This is a genomic window from Kitasatospora sp. NPDC036934 (assembly GCF_055608425.1).
This window is the reverse complement of sequence record NZ_JBVJQR010000007.1, coordinates 228,960-249,999: the sequence shown is the minus strand read 5'-3', so window position 1 is coordinate 249,999 and position 21,040 is coordinate 228,960. Positions and strand designations below refer to the sequence as shown.

General features: G+C 70.1%; 15 protein-coding genes. 10 read left to right on the top strand and 5 right to left on the bottom strand.

Translation table 11 applies throughout. The features are described 5' to 3' along the window. Positions 1-32 precede the first annotated feature (32 nt). From rplK to ACZ7BZ_RS13200, 10 genes are all read left to right on the top strand, one after another. Entirely contained in the window at positions 33-467 is a 435-nt protein-coding gene (rplK, locus tag ACZ7BZ_RS13245) for a 50S ribosomal protein L11 (protein WP_218198317.1), read from the top strand. Between the two features lie 106 nt (positions 468-573). Beyond that, entirely contained in the window at positions 574-1,296 is a 723-nt protein-coding gene (gene rplA, locus ACZ7BZ_RS13240) for a 50S ribosomal protein L1 (RefSeq protein WP_380459428.1), read from the top strand. A 198-nt stretch (positions 1,297-1,494) separates the two neighbouring features. Continuing rightward, complete coding sequence (locus tag ACZ7BZ_RS13235) at positions 1,495-2,277, top strand: hypothetical protein (RefSeq protein ID WP_470358409.1); 783 nt, start codon at positions 1,495-1,497, stop codon at positions 2,275-2,277. 104 nt (positions 2,278-2,381) lie between these two features. Then, positions 2,382-3,227, top strand: a complete 846-nt coding sequence (locus ACZ7BZ_RS13230) for an SCO4651 family lipoprotein (protein ID WP_470358408.1) — start codon at positions 2,382-2,384, stop codon at positions 3,225-3,227. 105 nt (positions 3,228-3,332) lie between these two features. Further along, positions 3,333-4,274 carry an SCO4651 family lipoprotein gene (locus ACZ7BZ_RS13225; protein WP_470358407.1) on the top strand — a complete coding sequence of 314 codons (942 nt, stop codon included), beginning with the start codon at positions 3,333-3,335 and terminating at the stop codon, positions 4,272-4,274. Between the two features lie 134 nt (positions 4,275-4,408). Further along, a complete protein-coding gene (locus ACZ7BZ_RS13220) occupies positions 4,409-5,287 on the top strand; it encodes an SCO4651 family lipoprotein (RefSeq protein WP_380459421.1) in 879 nt (292 codons plus the stop codon). Positions 5,288-5,646: 359 nt separating this feature from the next. Beyond that, positions 5,647-6,210, top strand: coding sequence for a 50S ribosomal protein L10 (gene rplJ / locus ACZ7BZ_RS13215; RefSeq protein ID WP_350503606.1), 564 nt, complete (start codon positions 5,647-5,649; stop codon positions 6,208-6,210). Positions 6,211-6,300: 90 nt separating this feature from the next. Beyond that, complete coding sequence (rplL, locus tag ACZ7BZ_RS13210) at positions 6,301-6,684, top strand: 50S ribosomal protein L7/L12 (protein WP_380459419.1); 384 nt, start codon at positions 6,301-6,303, stop codon at positions 6,682-6,684. 687 nt (positions 6,685-7,371) lie between these two features. Then, the gene (gene rpoB / locus ACZ7BZ_RS13205; RefSeq protein WP_380459417.1) at positions 7,372-10,848 is read left to right on the top strand and encodes a DNA-directed RNA polymerase subunit beta; all 3,477 of its coding nucleotides are present in this window, start codon (positions 7,372-7,374) and stop codon (positions 10,846-10,848) included. 116 nt (positions 10,849-10,964) lie between these two features. Next, on the top strand, positions 10,965-14,858 hold the full coding sequence (locus ACZ7BZ_RS13200; RefSeq protein WP_470358406.1) for a DNA-directed RNA polymerase subunit beta': 3,894 nt from the start codon (positions 10,965-10,967) through the stop codon (positions 14,856-14,858). Between the two features lie 64 nt (positions 14,859-14,922). On the opposite strand, the gene ACZ7BZ_RS13195 is transcribed toward ACZ7BZ_RS13200, so the two are convergent. The 5 genes from ACZ7BZ_RS13195 to ACZ7BZ_RS13175 all read right to left on the bottom strand — a co-directional run bounded on the left by ACZ7BZ_RS13195 (position 14,923) and on the right by ACZ7BZ_RS13175 (position 20,943). Then, positions 14,923-16,212: a M48 family metalloprotease gene (locus ACZ7BZ_RS13195; protein ID WP_470358405.1), complete on the bottom strand. Its 1,290-nt coding sequence runs from the start codon at positions 16,210-16,212 to the stop codon at positions 14,923-14,925. Between the two features lie 74 nt (positions 16,213-16,286). Beyond that, complete coding sequence (locus tag ACZ7BZ_RS13190; RefSeq protein WP_470358404.1) at positions 16,287-16,808, bottom strand: Pycsar system effector family protein; 522 nt, start codon at positions 16,806-16,808, stop codon at positions 16,287-16,289. Between the two features lie 38 nt (positions 16,809-16,846). Beyond that, a complete protein-coding gene (locus ACZ7BZ_RS13185) occupies positions 16,847-17,797 on the bottom strand; it encodes a hypothetical protein (RefSeq protein WP_470358403.1) in 951 nt (316 codons plus the stop codon). Positions 17,798-17,827: 30 nt separating this feature from the next. Next, positions 17,828-20,101 (bottom strand): hypothetical protein, encoded by a 2,274-nt coding sequence (locus ACZ7BZ_RS13180; RefSeq protein WP_470358402.1) that lies wholly within the window; start codon positions 20,099-20,101, stop codon positions 17,828-17,830. Further along, entirely contained in the window at positions 20,098-20,943 is an 846-nt protein-coding gene (locus ACZ7BZ_RS13175; protein WP_470358401.1) for a PAS domain-containing protein, read from the bottom strand. The genes ACZ7BZ_RS13180 and ACZ7BZ_RS13175 overlap by 4 nt, the downstream gene beginning before the upstream one ends. Positions 20,944-21,040 lie beyond the last annotated feature (97 nt).

Here is a 21,040-nt window from a genome sequence, read left to right as displayed (position 1 = left end):
AGCAATCACCTCTCGGAAGGACCCGGAGAGACATGCCTCCCAAGAAGAAGAAGATCACGGGGCTTATCAAGCTCCAGATCAACGCCGGTGCGGCCAACCCGGCGCCGCCGGTCGGCCCCGCGCTGGGCCAGCACGGCGTCAACATCATGGAGTTCTGCAAGGCCTACAACGCTGCGACCGAGTCGCAGCGCGGCATGATCGTGCCGGTGGAGATCACGGTCTACGACGACCGTTCCTTCACCTTCATCACGAAGACGCCGCCGGCCGCGCGCCTCATCCTGAAGGCCGCCGGTATCGACAAGGGCTCCAGCGAGCCGCACAAGACCAAGGTCGCCAAGCTCACCAGCGCCCAGGTCCGCGAGATCGCCACCACCAAGATGCCCGACCTGAACGCCAACGACCTGGACGCGGCGGAGAAGATCATCGCCGGCACCGCCCGGTCGATGGGCATCACCGTCGAGGGCTGATCAAGCCCCCCGTCCCGTCAGGGGCAAACCGGCTCAGCCGTCCCTGTGGTAGGGCCTGCGCAGGCCCGTCGAATACCACAACTCCAATCACCATTCAGGAGCAGCAGTGAAGCGCAGCAAGGCTCTGAAGGCCGCGGACGCCAAGGTCGACCGCGAGCGCCTTTACGCCCCCCTCGAGGCCGTCCGCCTCGCCAAGGCGACCAGCACCACCAAGTTCGACGGCACCGTCGAGGTCGCCATGCGTCTGGGCGTCGACCCGCGCAAGGCCGACCAGATGGTCCGCAGCACCGTGATCCTCCCGCACGGCACCGGTAAGACCGCTCGGGTCCTGGTCTTCGCGACCGGCGAGCGTGCCGAGGCCGCGCGTGCTGCGGGTGCCGACATCGTCGGTTCCGACGAGCTCATCGACGAGGTCGCCAAGGGCCGCCTCGACTTCGACGCCGTCGTCGCCACCCCGGACCTCATGGGCAAGGTCGGTCGCCTGGGCCGCGTGCTCGGTCCCCGTGGCCTGATGCCGAACCCGAAGACCGGCACCGTGACCCCGGACACCGCCAAGGCCGTGAACGAGATCAAGGGCGGCAAGATCGAGTTCCGCGTCGACAAGCACTCGAACCTGCACTTCATCATCGGTAAGGCCTCCTTCACCGACGAGCAGCTGGTCGAGAACTACGCCGCCGCGCTGGACGAGGTGCTCCGCGCCAAGCCGTCCGCCGCCAAGGGCCGCTACATCAAGAAGGCCGCCTTCTCGACCACCATGGGCCCCGGCATCCAGGTGGACCCGAACCGCACCCGCAACCTCCTCGTCGAGGAGGACCCGGCCGCGGTCTGAGCCCCAGTGCTCTAGAGCAGTCCGTACGGCGGGCCCGTACCCCCTTCACCGGGGGTGCGGGCCCGCCGTCGTTGCTGCCTCCGGGGCCGCCCGAACGGTTGCCGGATCGGGACACGGGAGGATGGGAACGCGTGCCCGAGTCGTCGTACGCTCTGCCGGTCAGATCATGTGGAGAACCTGTGACCGCCGGAGTGTGCCGTGCCGCCCGCCCTTCGCCCCGCCGCGCTCGCGGCGGCCCTGCTGCTGCTCGGCGCCTCCACCGGGTGCAGCGTGCTGGCCGCCCCGGGCACCCGCGTCCCCGGTGAGCCGGCGCCGATCCCGCCCAAGCAGGTGGTGCTCGCGGCCGCCCAGGCCCTGGACGACACCGGCGGCGCCCGGATCGACCTGGTGCGGGAGGGTCCGGACGGCCGGCGCACCGCGAGCGGCACCCTGGTCTGGGGCGACCGGGACGAGGCCGCGCTGACCGTCACCGACGAACTGGGCACCGCGCGGCTGGCGCTCCGGGACGGCGCCCTCGACCTCGCCTACCAGGGCGGCGCGGACAAGCACGCGGAGCGCGCCACCGCGGAGTCGCTCGACCCGGCGGCCAGCCCCGACCCGGCCGGCTACGCGGGCGGCTGGATGACCGCGCTTGTCACCAACCCGGGCAGCCGGGCGTACGCGATGGCCCAGACCGACCGGCTCGGCTCGCTGGGCGGCGAGCAGCTCGGCGGGGCGACCGTCGCGCACTACCGGGGCGCCGCCCCGGTGGCCGACTACTTCGGCGCGGACCGGGAGCTGAGCCCCCGGCAACTCGCCGCGGTGGTCGGCTGGTACCGGCAGCGCGGGGTCGCGCAGATCGGCTACGACGTCTGGGTCGGCCCCGGCCAACGGCTGCTGAGGCTGCGTGAGACGGCCAGCGGGAGCGCCGGAACCACGGTGACCACGACGGATGTCTCAGGTACCGCGACGGGGGAGACGTCACCCGCCGCGGCCGGGTGACGGGAGGAGATATCCGGTGCGGGCCGGACCTGGCAATCCGTTAGAGTCCGGCTGAGCAGGAGCCGAGGATCGGCTCTTCCGAAAAACCTACGGGGGGAACCTCCATGCGTGCTGTCCGCCTCGCCTCGACCGTCGCGACCGCCGCCGTTCTGCTGGCCGCCCTCACCGCCTGCGGCAGCAAGGGCGGCAGCGACGCCAAGGGCACCGCCAACGACGCCAAGGACGCCGGTGCGGCCGCCGCCGCGGCCGGGCTGACCGCCGATCCGAAGACCGCGCTCGCCGCCGCCGCCCTGGTGATGCAGAAGGCCGGCAACGGCAAGGTCGCCATGACCTCCCCGGACGCCTCCAGCCCGGGCGGCAGCGGCACCGCCGACTGGAAGGACCCGGGCAAGGCCGCCCTGGACGTGGCCGCCGACATGGACGGCAAGAAGCTCAAGATCCGGGTGATCGGGGCGGACGCCTACGTCGGCGGCGACGACGCGGCTGCGGCCCTGCAGGGCAAGCACTGGGTCAAGGTGCCCTCCTCGGAGGAGATGGGCGGCGCCTTCGTGGTGATGGGCCAGATGATGAACCCGGTCGCCCAGCTCACCATCGCCAGCGCGAGCGGCAAGCTCAGCAAGGTCGGCCAGGAGAGCGTCGACGGCGTCCAGACCACCCACCTGCGGGCGGTCGAGGACACCGCCACCCTGGTGGCCGGAATGACCTCGCTGACGGCCGAGCAGCGCCAGGCCGTCCAGAAGACGCTGGAGGAGGACGGCAAGTCCCTCACCATCGACTTCTGGCTGAACGCCAAGCAGGAGCTCGTCAAGTACCAGGAGTACGGCGACACCAACGGCGAGCAGAAGGCCGTCACCGTCAAGTACTCCGACCTCGGCAAGGGCGGCAAGGTCGAGGCGCCCGCCGCGGGCGACCTCGGCTCCCAGGCCGACCTCCTCAAGCTGTTCGGCTGATCCGGCCGGACCCTCGAACCGGAGCCCCGTCGGCTCCACCCGCAGCAACACCGGCTACCGCCCCGGGCGCGTCGCGCGCCCGGGGGTTCTCAAGGGGGGAACACCATGGCTGGAACCCAGAAGGCCGCCGTCGCCGTCGTCCTCGCCGCTCTGGCGCTGACCGCGACCGCCTGCGACGACAACGACTCCGACGGCAAGAACGCCGCCCCGGCCGCGCCGACCACGGCCGCCGCCGCGACCACCGCCACCGCCGCCGCCCCGCCGGTCAAGGTGAGCCCGGCGGTCTACCTGGAGCAGGTCACCAAGAAGACCGGCGCCGCCAAGTCGGCCAAGATCGCCGAGGAGATCACGGTCGGCTCCGTCTCGATGAAGGCCGACGGCGCCCTGGCCTGGGGCGACGGTCTCCAGGGCGACATGACGATGGACATGTCCGGCACCCCGGGCGCCGACAAGATGGCCGGCAGCATCGGCGGCACCGCGTTCACGTACCGGTTCGTCCAGGACGGCATGTACATGAAGCTCGGTGGCGACGCCCTGAAGGCCTCCGACGGACGGCACTGGGTACACGTCGGCTACGACGACATGGCCAAGCTGCAGGGCGGCGCCGGCGGCGCGGGCAGCGCCGATCAGCTGAAGAAGGCCGATCCGGTGGAGGCGGTGCGCTCCGTGATCGCCTCCGGCACCGTGACCGAGGTCGGGAAGGAGACGGTGAACGGCAAGCCGGCCACCCACTACACCGGCACGCTGAAGGTGGCCGACCTGGTGGCGGCCAACACCAACCAGCTGACCCCCGAGCAGCTCGACCACGTGAGGCAGTCGATGACCACCGCGGGGATCACCAGCGAGACCGTCGACATCTGGGTGGACGCCGACCAGCTCGTGCTCAAGCAGGCCGCGCAGGCCGACACCAAGGTCGGCGCGATGAAGTTCGCCGTGACCTACTCCGACTACGGCACTCCGGTCGCCACGACCGCGCCGGACAAGTCCGACACGATCGAGATCACCGAGCTGGCGAAGGCCGGCCAGAACGCCGGCGCCGACAGCTGATCCCGCGCCCCGCCCCGGCGCCCGACTCGTCCGTCCCGGTGGACGGGACGGGCCCGGCGGGGACCGACCAGGGGGCCGCCACCGGTCGGGCCCGGTCCGGATGGCAAGGTGGCCCGGTGCGAGAGGAACGGACGATGGCGGGACGGCAGCGGCTGGCGGCACTGGCCGTGGTCGCCGTGCTCGCGAGCGGGTTGACCGGCTGCGGCGGGGGCGGGGACGCGCCCGCCTCGCCGTCCACCGGCTCCAGCGCGAGCAGCGCCCCCGCGACCGCCGCCACCCCGACCGGGCCGGCCAAGCCGACCGACCGTTCGCCGCACGGGGTGCTGCTCTCCGCCCAGCTGGCCATGCAGACCGCCCGCCGGGCCAAGGTCAGCTACCGGCTCGGCGCGGACGCCGGCTCCGGCCCGCTGTTCTGGTCGCCCAAGACGGCGCTGCAGATCAAGCGCTCCACCCCGGGCGACGCCGAGCAGCTGATCGTCGTGGACACCGTCGGCTACCAGGGCGGCGACGCCGCCACCGCGGCCAAGCGCGGCGGCAAGCACTGGGAGCGCTTCTCCGTCCCGCCCGACCCGGACGGCCACAAGGAGGTCCCGTACGCGGGGCTGATCGACCTGCTGAACCCGGTCGAGGCGCTGGCCGCGGCCACCGCGGAGGGTGTGGACCCGGCCTTCGTCGGCGAGGAGAAGTACGAGGACTCCACGGTCGAGCACTACCGGGTGACCACCACCGCCGAGAAGTACGCGGCCGCCCAGACCCCGCTGACCCAGTCCCGCCGGGACGGCCTGCGGGCCGCCCTGGCCCCCGGCGGCTCGATCTCGCTCACCCTGGACCTCTGGCTGAACGACAAGGACCAGTTGGTCCGGCTCCAGCGCACCGGTAACGGGGACACCGGCCGGGCGGACGACTCGGTGCTCTACTCCGACCTCGCCGGGCCGCTGCTCTCGGCCCAGGCCCCGGCCGAGACGGACACCGTGGACACCGGCGTCCGGACGGTCTCCCCGCTGGCGCGCTGAGCCCGGTTCGGACCGGGCGGTTCACCCGTCCGAGGGCGATTTGCTTCGTACGGACGGGTCCGGTTACTGTTGCCGAAGCCAAAGACCGCTGGTTGTCGCCTCGCCCCCGTCAGGGAGCGGGTGGCCGAAGGATCTGCGATTCGTCGCAGGCAGCCCGCGCAGGTGTGTCTGGAGCTTCGACTTCCGGGAACCGCGTCCGCGCGAATGCCCGTCGAGGTCGTCACGAGCCCCGTGCGCCTGCGCACCGGGGCTCATTGCGTTTCCGCAAGAGCTTTCCTTCCGTTCCGGCCGGTTCGAGGCGTGAATGGTCGACTTTGCGGTCGGCCGGACTTCGACATCACGGAAGGAGGCGTAAGCCTATGGCCAGGCCCGACAAGGCTGCCGCCGTCGCCGAGATCACGGACAAGTTCCGTGGCTCCTCCGCGGCGCTGCTGACCGAGTACCGCGGTCTCTCGGTGAAGCAGGTCAAGACCCTGCGTCGCTCGCTCGGCGACAACGCCGAGTACGCCGTGGTGAAGAACACGCTGACCAAGATCGCGGCCAACGAGGCCGGGATCTCCGAGCTCGACGACCTGTTCAACGGTCCGACGGCTGTTGCCTTCGTCACCGGTGACCCGGTGGAGTCGGCGAAGGCTCTGCGTGACTTCGCCAAGGAGAACCCCGCTCTCATCATCAAGGGCGGTGTCCTTGACGGCAAGGCGCTGTCCGCCGATGAGATCAAGAAGCTCGCGGACCTCGAGTCCCGCGAGGTGCTGCTCGCCAAGCTGGCGGGTGCCCTGAAGGCCAAGCAGTCCCAGGCTGCCGCGCTCTTCCAGGCCCTGCCGTCGAAGCTCGTCCGCACTGTGGACGCGCTGCGCGACAAGGTCGAGCAGGGCGGTGCCGGTACGCCGGCTCCCGCCGCCGAGGACGCGGCCGCCGAGTAATTCGGCAGGCTCACGCCTCGCTGCGGGCCCGTACGCCCGCCAACCCGTACATCCGGCACCACCTGCCGATTTAGTGGAAGGACGCCAATCATGGCGAAGCTGACCCAGGACGAGCTGCTCGCGCAGTTCGAGGAGCTCACCCTCATCGAGCTCGCTGCCTTCGTGAAGGCCTTCGAGGACAAGTTCGACGTCACCGCTGCCGCTCCGGTCGCCGTTGCCGGCATCGCCGGCCCGGGCGCCGTGGCCGAGGCCGTCGAGGAGCAGGACGAGTTCGACGTCATCCTCGACGCCGCCGGCGACAAGAAGATCCAGGTCATCAAGGAGGTGCGCACCCTGACCTCCCTCGGCCTGAAGGAGGCCAAGGACCTCGTTGACACCGCTGGTGCCAAGGTCCTGGAGAAGGTTGCCAAGGACGTTGCCGAGAAGGCCAAGGCCGCCCTCGAGGGTGCCGGCGCCAAGGTCACCGTCAAGTGACTTCTCGCCCCCTCTGAGGGGGTCTGAGACCGGGCCGATCACCCTTGCGGGTGGTCGGCCCGGTCTTTTGCGTTCCCGGCCCCTGCCGGCCTTCCCCGGCCCGGAGCAGCGCGGCCACCGGTGTGGCCGATCGCGCACTGGGTGCTGTCGGCCACGAGGAGTATGGTGATCACCGTCATCGACGGTGGCCCCCGACCACGGCTTCTGTAACGCCGAGGGGGTTCGGGCCGATGAACGGGTCGAGGTCCGCCCCCGCCGACGGGCCCTTGACGAACCTGGCGAGGCGCGCGATTCTCAAGGCGCGAGTCCGCCCCGGTTGGTTTGCGGCTGGATGCATAACCAGCGGCTCCGGCGGGAAATGACTCCACGTGAGTTAGAGCAGTACCCGGTGGGCGCCCGCGCCCCCGGCTACCGGGAGGAGTCTCCGATTCGGTTTCCGAATCAGAGCTGGACAGCAGTGTGGCCATTGGCTACACTGTCCCTTTGCGCTGCCTGTTAGCTGCTCCGTGACTCGTCGCCCGGAGTTTGCGTTGCCCTGAAGGGGTCTGGCACCGCCTCCGCAAAGCGGCTCTGACCTGGGGTTTCGACCCCGGCGGAGGCCAGTGGCGAGGGAGGCGGAATCCAGGCTCAAGCAGGCCCGGCTGGTACGCGCGTAGTGAGCTCCGAGCCCTCGGAAGGACCCCCCTCTTGGCCGCGCCGCGCAACGCCTCGAACAATTCCGCCGCATCCACCGCCCCGCTCCGCGTCTCGTTCGCGAAGATCAAGGAGCCCCTCGAGGTCCCGAACCTCCTGGCCCTGCAGACCGAGAGCTTTGACTGGCTGCTCGGCAACGCGGCCTGGAAGTCCCGGGTCGAGCAGGCGCTGGAGTCTGGTCAGGATGTCCCCACCAAGTCCGGTCTGGAGGAGATCTTCGAGGAGATCTCGCCGATCGAGGACTTCAGCGGGTCGATGTCCCTGACCTTCCGCGACCACCGTTTCGAGCCGCCGAAGAACTCCATTGACGAGTGCAAGGACCGTGACTTCACGTACGCGGCCCCGCTCTTCGTCACGGCCGAGTTCACCAACAACGAGACCGGTGAGATCAAGTCTCAGACGGTCTTCATGGGCGATTTCCCGCTCATGACCCACAAGGGCACGTTCGTGATCAACGGCACCGAGCGTGTCGTCGTGTCGCAGCTGGTCCGCTCCCCGGGTGTGTACTTCGACTCCACCCTGGACAAGGTGTCCGACAAGGACATCTACTCCTGCAAGGTCATCCCCTCGCGTGGTGCCTGGCTGGAGATGGAGATCGACAAGCGCGACATGGTCGGCGTCCGCATCGACCGCAAGCGCAAGCAGTCCGTCACCGTGCTGCTGAAGGCTCTCGGCTGGACCAACGAGATGATTCTCGAGGAGTTCGGCGAGTACGAGTCCATGCGCAACACCCTGGAGAAGGACCACACCCAGGGCCAGGACGACGCGCTGCTGGACATCTACCGCAAGCTGCGTCCGGGCGAGCCGCCGACGCGCGAGGCCGCGCAGACGCTTCTGGAGAACCTGTACTTCAACCCGAAGCGCTACGACCTGGCCAAGGTCGGCCGGTACAAGCTCAACAGGAAGCTGGGCAACGCCGAGTCCCTGGACTCCGGTGTGCTCACCGAGCCCGACATCATCGGTGCGATCAAGTACCTGGTGAAGCTGCACGCGGGCGAGACCGAGTGGCGTGACGAGACCGGCCGCGACATCGTGGTCGAGGTCGACGACATCGACCACTTCGGCAACCGCCGCCTGCGCAACGTCGGCGAGCTCATCCAGAACCAGGTCCGTACGGGTCTCGCCCGTATGGAGCGCGTCGTGCGCGAGCGCATGACCACCCAGGACGTCGAGGCGATCACGCCGCAGACCCTGATCAACATCCGGCCGGTCGTCGCCTCCATCAAGGAGTTCTTCGGCACCAGCCAGCTGTCGCAGTTCATGGACCAGACGAACCCGCTGTCGGGCCTGACCCACAAGCGTCGTCTGTCCGCCCTCGGTCCCGGTGGTCTCTCCCGTGAGCGCGCCGGCTTCGAGGTCCGTGACGTGCACCCCTCGCACTACGGCCGCATGTGTCCGATCGAGACCCCGGAAGGCCCGAACATCGGTCTGATCGGGTCGCTGGCCTCGTACGGCCGGGTCAACGCCTTCGGCTTCATCGAGACCCCGTACCGCAAGGTCGTCGACGGTGTCGTCACCGAGAAGGTGGACTACCTCACCGCCGACGAGGAGGACCGCTACGTCATCGCCCAGGCGAACGCCCCGCTGACCGCGGACCTGCACTTCGCCGAGCCGCGCGTCCTGGTCCGCCGCCGTGGTGGCGAGATCGACTACATCCCGGGCACCGAGATCGACTACATGGACGTCTCGCCGCGCCAGATGGTGTCGGTCGCGACCGCCATGATCCCGTTCCTCGAGCACGACGACGCCAACCGCGCGCTCATGGGCTCGAACATGATGCGTCAGGCGGTGCCGCTGCTGAAGAGCGAGGCCCCGCTGGTCGGCACCGGCATGGAGTACCGCTGCGCCGTCGACGCCGCCGACGTCATCACCGCCGAGAAGTCGGGCGTGGTGCAGGAGGTCTCGGCCGACTACGTCACCGTGGCCAACGACGACGGCACGTACACCACGTACCGCGCCGCCAAGTTCACCCGCTCCAACCAGGGCACCGCCTTCAACCAGAAGGTGCTCGTGGACGAGGGCGCCCGGGTCGAGGTCAACCAGGTGCTGGCCGACGGCCCGTGCACCGACGAGGGCGAGATGGCCCTCGGCAAGAACCTGCTCGTGGCGTTCATGTCGTGGGAGGGTCACAACTACGAGGACGCGATCATCCTGTCGCAGCGCCTCGTGCAGGACGACGTCCTCTCCTCGATCCACATCGAGGAGCACGAGGTCGACGCCCGTGACACCAAGCTCGGCCCCGAGGAGATCACCCGGGACATCCCGAACGTCTCCGAGGAGGTCCTCGCGGACCTCGACGAGCGCGGCATCATCCGGATCGGCGCCGACGTCGTCACCGGTGACATCCTCGTCGGCAAGGTCACCCCGAAGGGCGAGACCGAGCTGACCCCCGAGGAGCGCCTGCTCCGCGCGATCTTCGGCGAGAAGGCCCGTGAGGTCCGCGACACCTCGCTGAAGGTCCCGCACGGTGAGTCCGGCAAGGTCATCGGTGTGCGCGTGTTCGACCGCGAGGAGGGCGACGAGCTCCCCCCGGGTGTCAACCAGCTGGTCCGCGTCTACGTGGCCCAGAAGCGCAAGATCACCAACGGTGACAAGCTCGCCGGCCGTCACGGCAACAAGGGTGTCATCTCCAAGATCCTCCCGGTCGAGGACATGCCCTTCCTCGAGGACGGCACCCCGGTCGACATCATCCTCAACCCGCTGGGTGTCCCGTCCCGAATGAACCCGGGACAGGTCCTGGAGATCCACCTCGGGTGGCTCGCCAAGCAGGGCTGGGACGTCTCCGGTCTCGCCGACGAGTGGGCCCAGCGCCTGCAGGCGATCGGTGCCGACCAGGTCGACGGTGGCACCAACCTCGCCACCCCGGTCTTCGACGGCGCCCGCGAGGACGAGATCACCGGTCTGCTGGACAACACCACCCTCACCCGTGACGGTGAGCGCCTGGTGAACTCCACCGGCAAGGCCCGCCTGTTCGACGGCCGCTCCGGCGAGCCGTTCCCGATGCCGGTCTCGGTCGGCTACATGTACATCCTCAAGCTGCACCACCTGGTCGACGACAAGCTGCACGCCCGGTCGACCGGTCCGTACTCGATGATCACCCAGCAGCCGCTCGGTGGTAAGGCGCAGTTCGGTGGTCAGCGCTTCGGTGAGATGGAGGTGTGGGCCCTCGAGGCGTACGGCGCTGCGTACGCCCTGCAGGAGCTGCTCACCATCAAGTCCGACGACGTGCTCGGCCGCGTGAAGGTCTACGAGGCCATCGTCAAGGGCGAGAACATCCCCGAGCCCGGCATTCCCGAGTCCTTCAAGGTTCTCATCAAGGAAATGCAGTCGCTCTGCCTCAACGTGGAGGTGCTGTCCTCGGACGGCCAGTCCATCGAGATGCGGGACTCCGACGAGGACGTCTTCCGCGCCGCCGAAGAGCTCGGCATCGACCTGTCCCGGCGCGAGCCGAGCAGCGTCGAAGAGGTCTGACGGAGGTTGGGCCGGCTCGCGCTCCTGAACCGAACAGAGCGCGCAGCCGGCCCGCCCCCAGGCCCCCCTCAGACCACAGACAAACTCTCGAATCACGAAAGAGGGCTTGACGACCAGTGCTTGACGTCAACTTCTTCGACGAGCTCCGCATCGGCCTGGCCACCGCCGACGACATCCGCCAGTGGTCCCACGGCGAGGTCAAGAAGCCGGAGACCATCAACTACCGCACCCTGAAGCCGGAAAAGGACGGGCTCTTCTGCGAGAAGATCTTCGGCCCCACCCGGGACTGGGAGTGCTACTGCGGCAAGTACAAGCGCGTCCGCTTCAAGGGCATCATCTGTGAGCGCTGCGGCGTCGAGGTGACCCGCGCCAAGGTGCGCCGCGAGCGGATGGGCCACATCGAGCTGGCCGCCCCGGTCACCCACATCTGGTACTTCAAGGGCGTGCCGTCCCGCCTCGGCTACCTGCTGGACCTGGCGCCGAAGGACCTCGAGAAGGTCATCTACTTCGCCGCCTACATGATCACCTGGGTCGACGACGAGCGCCGCCAGCGCGACCTGCCGTCCCTGGAGGCGCACGTCTCGGTCGAGCGCCAGCAGATCGAGAACCGCCGCGACTCCGACCTCGAAGGCCGCGCCAAGAAGGCCGAGACCGACCTGGCCGAGCTGGAGGCCGAGGGCGCCAAGGCCGACGTGCGCCGCAAGGTGCGCGAGGGCGCCGAGCGCGAGATGAAGCAGCTGCGCGACCGCGCGCAGCGCGAGCTCGACCGCCTCGACGAGGTGTGGGCCCGCTTCAAGAACCTCAAGGTCCAGGACCTCGAGGGCGACGAGCTGCTCTACCGCGAGCTGCGCGACCGCTTCGGCACCTACTTCTCCGGCTCGATGGGCGCGGCGGCCCTCAAGGACCGCCTCGAGACCTTCGACCTGGCGGAGGAGGCCGAGCGCCTCCGCGAGATCATCCGCACCGGCAAGGGCCAGAAGAAGACCCGTGCGCTCAAGCGCCTCAAGGTCGTCTCCGCGTTCCTGCAGACCAGCAACAAGCCCAACGGCATGGTGCTGGACTGCGTCCCGGTCATCCCGCCGGACCTGCGTCCGATGGTGCAGCTGGACGGTGGCCGCTTCGCGACCTCCGACCTGAACGACCTGTACCGCCGCGTCATCAACCGCAACAACCGCCTGAAGCGCCTGCTCGACCTCGGTGCCCCCGAGATCATCGTGAACAACGAGAAGCGCATGCTCCAGGAGGCCGTCGACGCGCTGTTCGACAACGGCCGCCGCGGCCGTCCGGTCACCGGCCCGGGCAACCGCCCGCTGAAGTCCCTCAGCGACATGCTGAAGGGCAAGCAGGGTCGTTTCCGCCAGAACCTGCTCGGCAAGCGAGTCGACTACTCGGCCCGTTCGGTCATCGTCGTCGGCCCGCAGCTCAAGCTGCACCAGTGCGGTCTGCCGAAGGCCATGGCGCTGGAGCTCTTCAAGCCGTTCGTGATGAAGCGCCTGGTCGACCTGAACCACGCGCAGAACATCAAGTCGGCCAAGCGCATGGTCGAGCGTGCCCGCCCGGTCGTGTGGGACGTGCTCGAAGAGGTCATCGCCGAGCACCCCGTCCTGCTGAACCGTGCGCCCACCCTGCACCGCCTCGGCATCCAGGCCTTCGAGCCGCAGCTGGTCGAGGGCAAGGCCATCCAGATCCACCCGCTCGTCTGCACCGCGTTCAACGCGGACTTCGACGGTGACCAGATGGCCGTCCACCTGCCGCTTTCCGCGGAGGCGCAGGCCGAGGCCCGCATCCTGATGCTGTCCTCGAACAACATCCTGAAGCCGGCCGACGGTCGCCCCGTCACCATGCCGACCCAGGACATGGTGCTCGGTCTGTTCTTCCTGACCTCGGACCGCGACAACGTGAAGGGCGCCGACCGCACCTTCTCGTCGACCGCCGAGGCGATCATGGCCTTCGACGCCCGCGAGCTGGATGTCCAGGCCCCGATCGAGCTGCGCCTCGGCGCCGGCACCGTCCCGCCCCGCGGCTGGACCCCGCCGGTGGACGAGGAGGGCCAGCCGAGCTGGTTCGACGGCGAGCCCTTCCGCCTGCGCACCACCCTGGGCCGCGCGCTCTTCAACGAGCTGCTGCCCGAGGACTACCCGTTCGTCGACTACGAGGTGGGCAAGAAGCAGCTCTCCGCGATCGTCAACGACCTGGCGGAGCGCTACCCCAAGGTCGTCGTCGCGGCGACCCTGGACAACCTGAAGGCGGCCGGCTTCCACTGGTCGACCCGCTCGGGTGTCACCGTCTCGATCTCGGACGTCATCGTCCCGCCGAGCAAGCCCCAGATCCTGGAGGGCTTCGAGGCCAAGGCGGAGAAGGTCCAGAAGCAGTACGAGCGCGGTCTGATCACCAACGACGAGCGCAAGCAGGAGCTCGTCGGCATCTGGACCCAGGCGACCAACGAGGTCGCCGAGGCCATGGCCGCGAACTTCCCGAAGACGAACCCCATCTTCATGATGGTCGACTCGGGTGCTCGTGGAAACATGATGCAGATGCGCCAGATCGCCGGTATGCGTGGTCTGGTGTCGAACGCCAAGAACGAGACCATCCCGCGACCCATCAAGGCGTCGTTCCGTGAGGGTCTCACCGTGCTGGAGTACTTCATCTCCACCCACGGTGCCCGTAAGGGTCTGGCCGACACCGCCCTCCGTACCGCCGACTCCGGCTACCTCACCCGTCGTCTGGTCGACGTCTCCCAGGACGTCATCATTCGCGAGGAGGACTGCGGCACCGAGCGCGGCCTGAAGCTGGCGATCGGCTCCGTGGGCGCCGACGGCGTGCTGCGCAAGGCCGACGACGTCGAGACCAGCGTGTACGCCCGCATGCTCGCCGAGGACATCACCGTCGACGGCAAGCTGCTGGCCACCGCGAACACCGACCTCGGTGACGTGCTGATCGACGAGCTGATCCGCCACGGCATCAGCGAGGTCAAGACCCGCTCGATCCTGACCTGTGAGTCGGCCGTCGGCACCTGTGCCTTCTGCTACGGCCGCTCGCTGGCCACCGGCAAGCTGGTCGACATCGGTGAGGCGGTCGGCATCATCGCCGCCCAGTCCATCGGTGAGCCCGGTACCCAGCTGACCATGCGTACCTTCCACACCGGTGGTGTGGCCGGTGACGACATCACCCAGGGTCTGCCGCGTGTCGTCGAGCTCTTCGAGGCCCGTACCCCGAAGGGTGTGGCCCCGATCTCCGAGGCCACCGGCCGGGCGCGGATCGAGGACACCGAGAAGACCCGCAAGATCGTCATCACGCCGGACGACGGCACCGACGAGATCGCCTACCCGGTCTCCAAGCGTGTCAAGCTGCTGGTCAGCGAGGGCGAGGCGGTCGAGGTCGGCCAGAAGCTGACCATGGGTGCCACCAACCCGCACGACGTCCTGCGCATCATGGGCCAGCGTGCCGTCCAGGTCCACCTGGTCGCCGAGGTCCAGAAGGTCTACAACTCGCAGGGTGTGTCGATCCACGACAAGCACATCGAGATCATCATCCGGCAGATGCTCCGCCGCGTGACGATCATCGAGTCGGGCGACGCCGAGCTGCTCCCGGGTGAGCTCGTCGAGCGCGGCCGCTTCGAGACCGAGAACCGTCGTGTGGTCGCCGAGGGCGGTCACCCCGCCTCCGGCCGTCCGCAGCTGATGGGTATCACCAAGGCCTCGCTGGCCACCGAGTCCTGGCTGTCGGCCGCCTCCTTCCAGGAGACGACCCGGGTCCTCACCGACGCGGCGATCCACGCCAAGTCGGACCCGCTGCTGGGCCTCAAGGAGAACGTCATCCTCGGTAAGCTCATCCCGGCCGGTACGGGTCTGCCCCGCTACCGCAACATCCGGGTCGAGCCGACCGAGGAGGCCAAGGCCGCCATGTACTCGGCCGTCGGCTACGACGACTACGACCTGTCGCCCTTCGGCGCCGGCTCCGGCCAGGCGGTTCCGCTGGACGACTACGACTACGGCCCGTACAGCGGCTGAGTCGAGCGTCACCGATCGCAGGGCGGTCACCCCTCACGGGGTGGCCGCCCTGCGGCGTTTCCGGCTATCGGGAGGCGGTGGCCGCGCGCCAGTCCTCCAGGCGGCGGATCCGGGTGTGGGTGTCCGGGTGGCTGGACAGCAGCCGCCGGCCGAGGCCCGGCCGGACGGCGAGGCCGCCGTTCTCCCGCGCGGCGATCGCCATGGCCTGCTCCTCGTCCCGCAGGAAGCCGTGGAAGACCTCGATCATGGCGTCGGCGAAACCGAGTTCGGCGGCCTGGACGTCCGCCCGCAGCTCGGAGCGGCGGCCGACCGCGGCGAGCAGGTACGGCGTGACCAGCACCAGCAGCAGCGGCGGGAAGGACACCGCCACGGCCACCACCAGGACGATCGAGACCAGCCCGACCACGAGGGCGCCGAGCAGCGAGAACACCGAGGCGATCCGGAACGCGATCACCGCCGCGATCCGGAACACCGCCCAGGCGATCCGGGCCGGCATCGAGTACCAGTAGCCCAGCAGGGTCGCCCAGGCGTGACCGCCGCGGTGGTGGCCCAGCTCATGGGCGAGCACGGCGGCCAGCTGGGCGTCGGGGAGGGTCTCCAGCGCGTACCGGGTGACGCCGACGATGTGGCCGGCGGCCGCGGTGGCGTTGACCGCCTTGTGGTCCTCGATCCACAGGTCGTACGTCGCCGGGTTCACCCCCGCCCTGGCGGTCACCTGGTGCCAGATCGGCTCCAGCCTGGTCAGCTCGGAGTGCAGCGCCGGACGCATCCGGAACAGGTAGCGGGCGAGGACCTTCTCCGTCGGGCGGTGGAAGACCAGCGCGCCGGAGGCGAGCCAGAGGCCGATCAGCACCAGGTTGAGCGGCTCCGGGAGGAGCAGCGAGACCAGCATCACCACCAGCAGGCTGCACAGGAAGTGCGGGAGCTGGAACACCAGTTGGCCGACCGCGGTGGCGTCGGCGCCGCGCTGGCGGGTGGCCAGGTGGATCCGGCCGGTGTGCGGGTCGATGTCGACGGTGGGGTCGAGCGCGGGGGGCTGCGACGGGGCCGGCGGTGGGGCGGAGCCCTGGGCGGGGATGCGGGGCGGCTGCTGCGGCTGCTGCGGGGAGTGCTGGGGGTGCTGGGGGTGGGCGGGGGGAGCGTACTGGGGCGGGACGGCGGCGGTGGGGTACTGGGGCGGGGGTGCCGTCGGGTACTGGGGAGCGGCGGTGGCGGGGTACTGCGGCGGCGGGGGTGCCGGGGCGGGGTACTGGGGAGCGGCCTGCGGATACTGCGGCGGAACGGTCGGGTGCTGCGCCGGGGGACCGGCGGGGTAGTGGGGCGGCGGGGCGTCCGGGTAGGTCGGTTCGGTCATGGCGAGGTCCTCGGGGACGGGACGCGCGCGGCAGCGGCGTCCGTACGGTGGTGGACGGGTGTGAGGGGGCCCGGTCAGCCCAGGAACAGGGCGGTGACCAGCGGGAACAGGCCGACGCCGAAGGCGAGGATGCCGACCCGTACCCAGGAGTGCTTCCGCGAGACGATCAGGCTGTTCTCCGCGAGCGCGGTGCGGACGGCCTCGGCGGCCAAGGCCTCGGTGTCGGCCAGGGCGTCGGCGAGCAGCCCCTGTTCGGCGGCCAGCCGGATGTCCCCGAAGTAGCCGAGCGGGCGGCCCGGGCGCCAGGTGCTGCGCCGGAAGCGGGGCAGCACCGCGAACAGCAGCGAGACCAGCGAGACGGCGATGCCCAGACCGCCGAGGGCCAGCAGCACCGCGGCGGCGCCGGAAAGCTGCTGCGGCGCCCAGCCGTTGCCGGTGAGCAGGCCGCCGAGCACCCCGACGATGACGCCGAGGGCGGCGACCAGCACGGCGGCCTTGCTGTCCGCGCGGGCGATCTCGGTGCGCAGCTCGGCGAGCAGGGCGGTACCGGGCGGTGGCGGTGGCGGTGGTGGGCCGGGGGCGGGCGGAGCGGACACGGTGGGCCTCCTCGGGCTACTGCGACTTCACGGCGACTTCACGGCGCCGGCGGAGGGTTGGGGCCCTTGTCGAGCCGGGGCGCGTCCGGGCCGGCGGGCCGGTGGCGCAGGATGGCTTCGAGCGCGGCCTTCGCGTCCTGCCGTGGGCCGTCCAGCTCGAAGTCCTCCAGGGCGTTCTGGTCGAGCAGCCGCTGGATCAGGTGGAGCTGGCCCTGGACCAGCTCCTGCTGCTCGTCCTTGAGGTAGCCGAGCGCCCGCGGCAGGTCCTCGGGGTGGGCGGCCACCTGGAGGGCCCAGGCGGTCACCCCGCCCTGCTCCAGGTGGTACTGGTAGAACTTCGCCTTCGCGGCGAGGACCTCGTTCGCCTCCTGGACATGCCGGAGGGCGTGCGGGTGGGCCTGGGTGTCGAAGTGGTAGCCGCGCAGCCGCTCCTTCTGGTCGCGAGCGGCCTGGTCGAGGTCCAACTGGACGGCGCAGCGCACCCGCAGGCCCTCGGCCTCGGCCATCGGGTACTCGTCCAGTGCCTGCTGGACAGCGGACTCGGCCTCCGCGCTCCGGTCGGTGGTGAGGCCGCGGGTGACCGCCCGCATCCGCTGCCGGACGCGGGGGACGAGCAGGGCCGGGACGTCACCGATCCGGCTGGCCACCACCAGCTCCGGGGCCGTGACCTGCCAGTCGACCTCCACCACGGCCTCGAAGGCGCCGACGTCGTCCCGGCCGGGCAGCCGCTCCGTCATCCGCAGGTGGTGCAGGCCGAGGTCGACCTCGAACGCGGCCTGGTAGCCGCGGCCGACCAGATCGCTGAAGCCCGGGCGGTGCGGCGGCAGGAAGACCTGGTGCTCACCGGACGGGGTGGTCAGGACCAGGGCGGAGTCGGCCCGGGCGTCCGGCCGCTTGGGCAGGCCGAGCGCGCGGCCCAGCGGGTGGACCCTGAGGACCGGGTCGATGAGGTCGCCGGCGGGGAGGTCGGGGCGGTGTCGTGCCGACATGCGCGGGTGCTCCAGGATCGGGACGGGTCGTCAGCTGGTGGGTGTGGTCGGCGGTCGCCTACCGTCGTGGACGGTGCGGATGAGGTGGGCGAGCCGCTCGCGGTCGCGGTCGGTGACGGCCAGATCGTCGAAGAGCTCGGTGAGTTCAGCCTCGGTCTGCGGTTGCTCGATGGAGCTGAGCAGCCAGTCACGCATGACACGCAGGGCCGAACTGCCGTAGCCGCGGTCTGCCAGCGCACTGCGCCACATCGTCACCAGCAAGCCCCGGACGTACGGAGGCTTCTCCGGCGTCGGCAGGGCGGTGATCGTCACGGGGCCGCCGGGATCGGGGTGCGGGCTCTCGGCGTACCAGCCCAGGAGCAGCGGCCGGCCGGCGGCGATGGCGGTGTCCTCGGACCGTTGCGCGGCGGTGAGGAAGGTTGTCAGGGCGAGATGGCGAAGTTGGTCGGAATCGGAGAGCCAGTTGACCATGGTGGCCAGAACCTGTGGCCCCTCGGTGGACAGCAGCAGTAGCTCGGTGGCTTCCACCAGCCCGAGCGCCTGGTAGCGGTCGGCCTGTTCGTCGTCATCGGCCTGTTCGTCAGGGCGGACATCGTCCAAGAGGCCCTCGAACTCGTCCTCGGCAAGTCGGCTGGAGGCCATCACGATGGCCTCCAGGGCCTGCGTCGGCAGCAGATGGCCGAGCAGGGCGTATCCGCGGATGGCGGTCCAGCGGCGGCGCTCGTTGTCGTCCTCGCACCAGTCCCGCAGGATGCGGGGTACGGCCGCGGTGCCGGCGTAGTAGGCGAGAACGAGGCTGTTGGCCGCCTGAAGACAGAGCCGGAAGTCCTTGGACTCGGACCAGGGGCCGAGCAGCCTGCTCATCGCCGATGTCAGGTCGACGGATGCGAGCAGCGCCACCGTGGAGGCCACCCGGGTGCGGACCAGCGCACGGGTGTCGGTGGCGAGTGCGTTGAGCCAGGCGAGGATCGCCGGTCGGGCGGAGGGGTGGCTGGTCCAGGTCTCGCGTAACAGGGTGTGTGACGTACGGGGATCACTGAAGGAGGCCATGCGTTGTGGCACTGGCCCCCAGGGGGTCTGCTCGTTCTCCTCGGTCAGCTCGGCTCGGGCGAGGGCCAGCCGCCCTTCGATCGAGTTCCCGAACGGGGGGATCCCCTCCTTCCGGTAGGGCGTGGCGATCGTCTCCAGGCGACGGAAGAGCTGATCGGAGAGTTCGGCGGTGAGGGCGTACGGAGCATGGTCGAAGACGGCGAGCGAGAGCAGGAACGCCTTCTCGCGAAGCGGGAGCTCGGAGTCGCCGAACCAGCGTCCGACCTGCTCCTTGACGACGCCCTGGCCGAAGTCGGTGAGCGCTGGGTGTTCGGACGCCAGGGGTGAGCACTCGGCCAATGGAACCGCGAACTCGGCCAGTTCCCGGATCGGCCGGGTCCTGGCGAGGAAACCCTCGACCGGCTCCAGGGCGAGCAACTCGTCGACGTGCGCGGTCGGCTGGCCGGAGAGCAGGACGTTCAGGTGGGCTGTGAGTACGTCGCGCGGGCCAGGAGGCTGCCAGTCGACGACTGGCAGGTCGCGGAAGCTGCCGGAGCGGACGGAGGTGATGACCAGGTAGCCGTCCTGCTTGGTGAGGGTCTCGCGGAGGCGGTCGAGATCGGGCCGACGGAGAGGCCGGGCGCGTGAGGTCATGTAGTCGGCCAGCAGGTAGCCTTCGGCCCGCTCGACGCCGGTGAGCAGCGCGGTGGGCGAGATGTCGGGATCGAGGTTGCGGATCCGGCGGGCGCCCAGCCGGTGCAGCAGCATCAGACCGGCAGACCGGCGTCCGCTGTCGGCGTGACCGGTGAGGATCAGCACTCGGTGGTCACGGAGCACGTCGAGGGCCTGTTGGAAGGTCGGACCGTCCTGGAAGACCTCCGCCAGGGTGGAGAGTTCGATCTCGGGGATCTCGCCGGAGCTGTGCAGCGGGGTGCCGAAGGCCGAGCCGATTTGGTAGTCGATCTGGTAGACCGTCTTGTGGCCGGTGACGACATCGCCGTGGACCTGGCCACCGGAGACCGTGTGCTGGTCGCCGCCGACCAGATCGCCGCCGAAGCGAGGGCTGCCGCCGGCGAAGAGGTAGCCCTGGCTGGCGAAGGCCTCCGGGACGTGCTCCAGAAGCTCCTGGGCCGCTTCCCAGGCGTTCTGGGGTTGCTCGGGCGGTGCCTCCTGGGGTTCGGCCGCTTCCTCCGCGGGCTCGTTGGGCTTCTGGTCGGTGCCGGGCTGTGGCGCGGCCGGTGCCTGGGCGGCGTCCGCCTCCGGGGTGGCCGTCACCGGTCACCGCCGACGGTGTTGCCGGTGTTGACGTCGCCGTGGACCTCGCCGCCGGAGACGATGTGCTGGTCACCGCCGATCAGGTTGCCGCCGAAGGCGGGGTTGCCGCCGAGGAACTGGAAGGTGGCGGCCTGCTGGGCGGCCTGGGGAGCCGGGGCGGCGGCCGGGACGGGCGCGGCGTGGGCGATCGGGGCGGCGGCCGGGACGGGCGCGGCCTGGGCGATCGGGGCGGCGCCGTAGGTGCCGGGGTCGGTGGTGGGCGCGGGTTCGCCGTGCAGCCAGGCCGGGAAGTCGCCCTCCTTGCCCTGGACGGTGACCCGGTGGAACGCCTCCGGGGCCAGACCGCCGTGGCCGTGCCGGACGATGCCCTGGTAGAGCGCCTCGGAGACGGCGAGGACGCAGGGCCCGTCCCGGTGGCGCAGTGCCTCCCGCAGGGCGGTCGAGTCGAGCAGCCGGAAGGCCTGGTTGAGGTCCCAGCCGACGGCGCCGCCAAGGGCTCCGCCGAGTTCCTGGACGGCGACCTCGCCGGAGGCGAGCACGATCCGCAGCCGTACCCGGGCGCTGTCGGCGGCGAGGCGGTTGTTGGCGTGCAGCAGGGTGGGGGTCTCGTTGATCAGTGCGTGCAGCAGCCGGGCTTTGGGGACGGTGGGGCTGATCAGGGCCATCACGGAGTCGCCACGGTCCTCCAGGCGTTGCTCGGCGGGTTCGACCCCGGCGCTGCGCAGCGTCTCGTGCAGGACGGAGTAGAGCATGCGGCGCATGAAGGCCTGCTCGACGTCGTCCCGCCTGCCGAACTGCTCGATGTCCAGCAGCAGGATGGTGTGGTTCACCGGGTCGGTCATGGTCGCCTCTCGGTTCGTCGTCGCGGCTCAGCCTGCCCGTTGCGGGCGTCCTGGTGTGAGCGCCGTTGAGGTACTCGCTCTGTGACGGTGTGCACAG

Coding starts and splice junctions, on each gene's coding strand:
- rplK (WP_218198317.1), top strand. CDS start 33: ATGCCTCCCAAGAAGAAGAAGATCACGGGGCTTATCAAGCTCCAGATC.
- ACZ7BZ_RS13230 (WP_470358408.1), top strand. CDS start 2,382: ATGCGTGCTGTCCGCCTCGCCTCGACCGTCGCGACCGCCGCCGTTCTG.
- ACZ7BZ_RS13225 (WP_470358407.1), top strand. CDS start 3,333: ATGGCTGGAACCCAGAAGGCCGCCGTCGCCGTCGTCCTCGCCGCTCTG.
- ACZ7BZ_RS13220 (WP_380459421.1), top strand. CDS start 4,409: ATGGCGGGACGGCAGCGGCTGGCGGCACTGGCCGTGGTCGCCGTGCTC.
- rplJ (WP_350503606.1), top strand. CDS start 5,647: ATGGCCAGGCCCGACAAGGCTGCCGCCGTCGCCGAGATCACGGACAAG.
- rplL (WP_380459419.1), top strand. CDS start 6,301: ATGGCGAAGCTGACCCAGGACGAGCTGCTCGCGCAGTTCGAGGAGCTC.
- ACZ7BZ_RS13195 (WP_470358405.1), bottom strand. CDS start 16,212: ATGACCGAACCGACCTACCCGGACGCCCCGCCGCCCCACTACCCCGCC.
- ACZ7BZ_RS13185 (WP_470358403.1), bottom strand. CDS start 17,797: ATGTCGGCACGACACCGCCCCGACCTCCCCGCCGGCGACCTCATCGAC.
- ACZ7BZ_RS13175 (WP_470358401.1), bottom strand. CDS start 20,943: ATGACCGACCCGGTGAACCACACCATCCTGCTGCTGGACATCGAGCAG.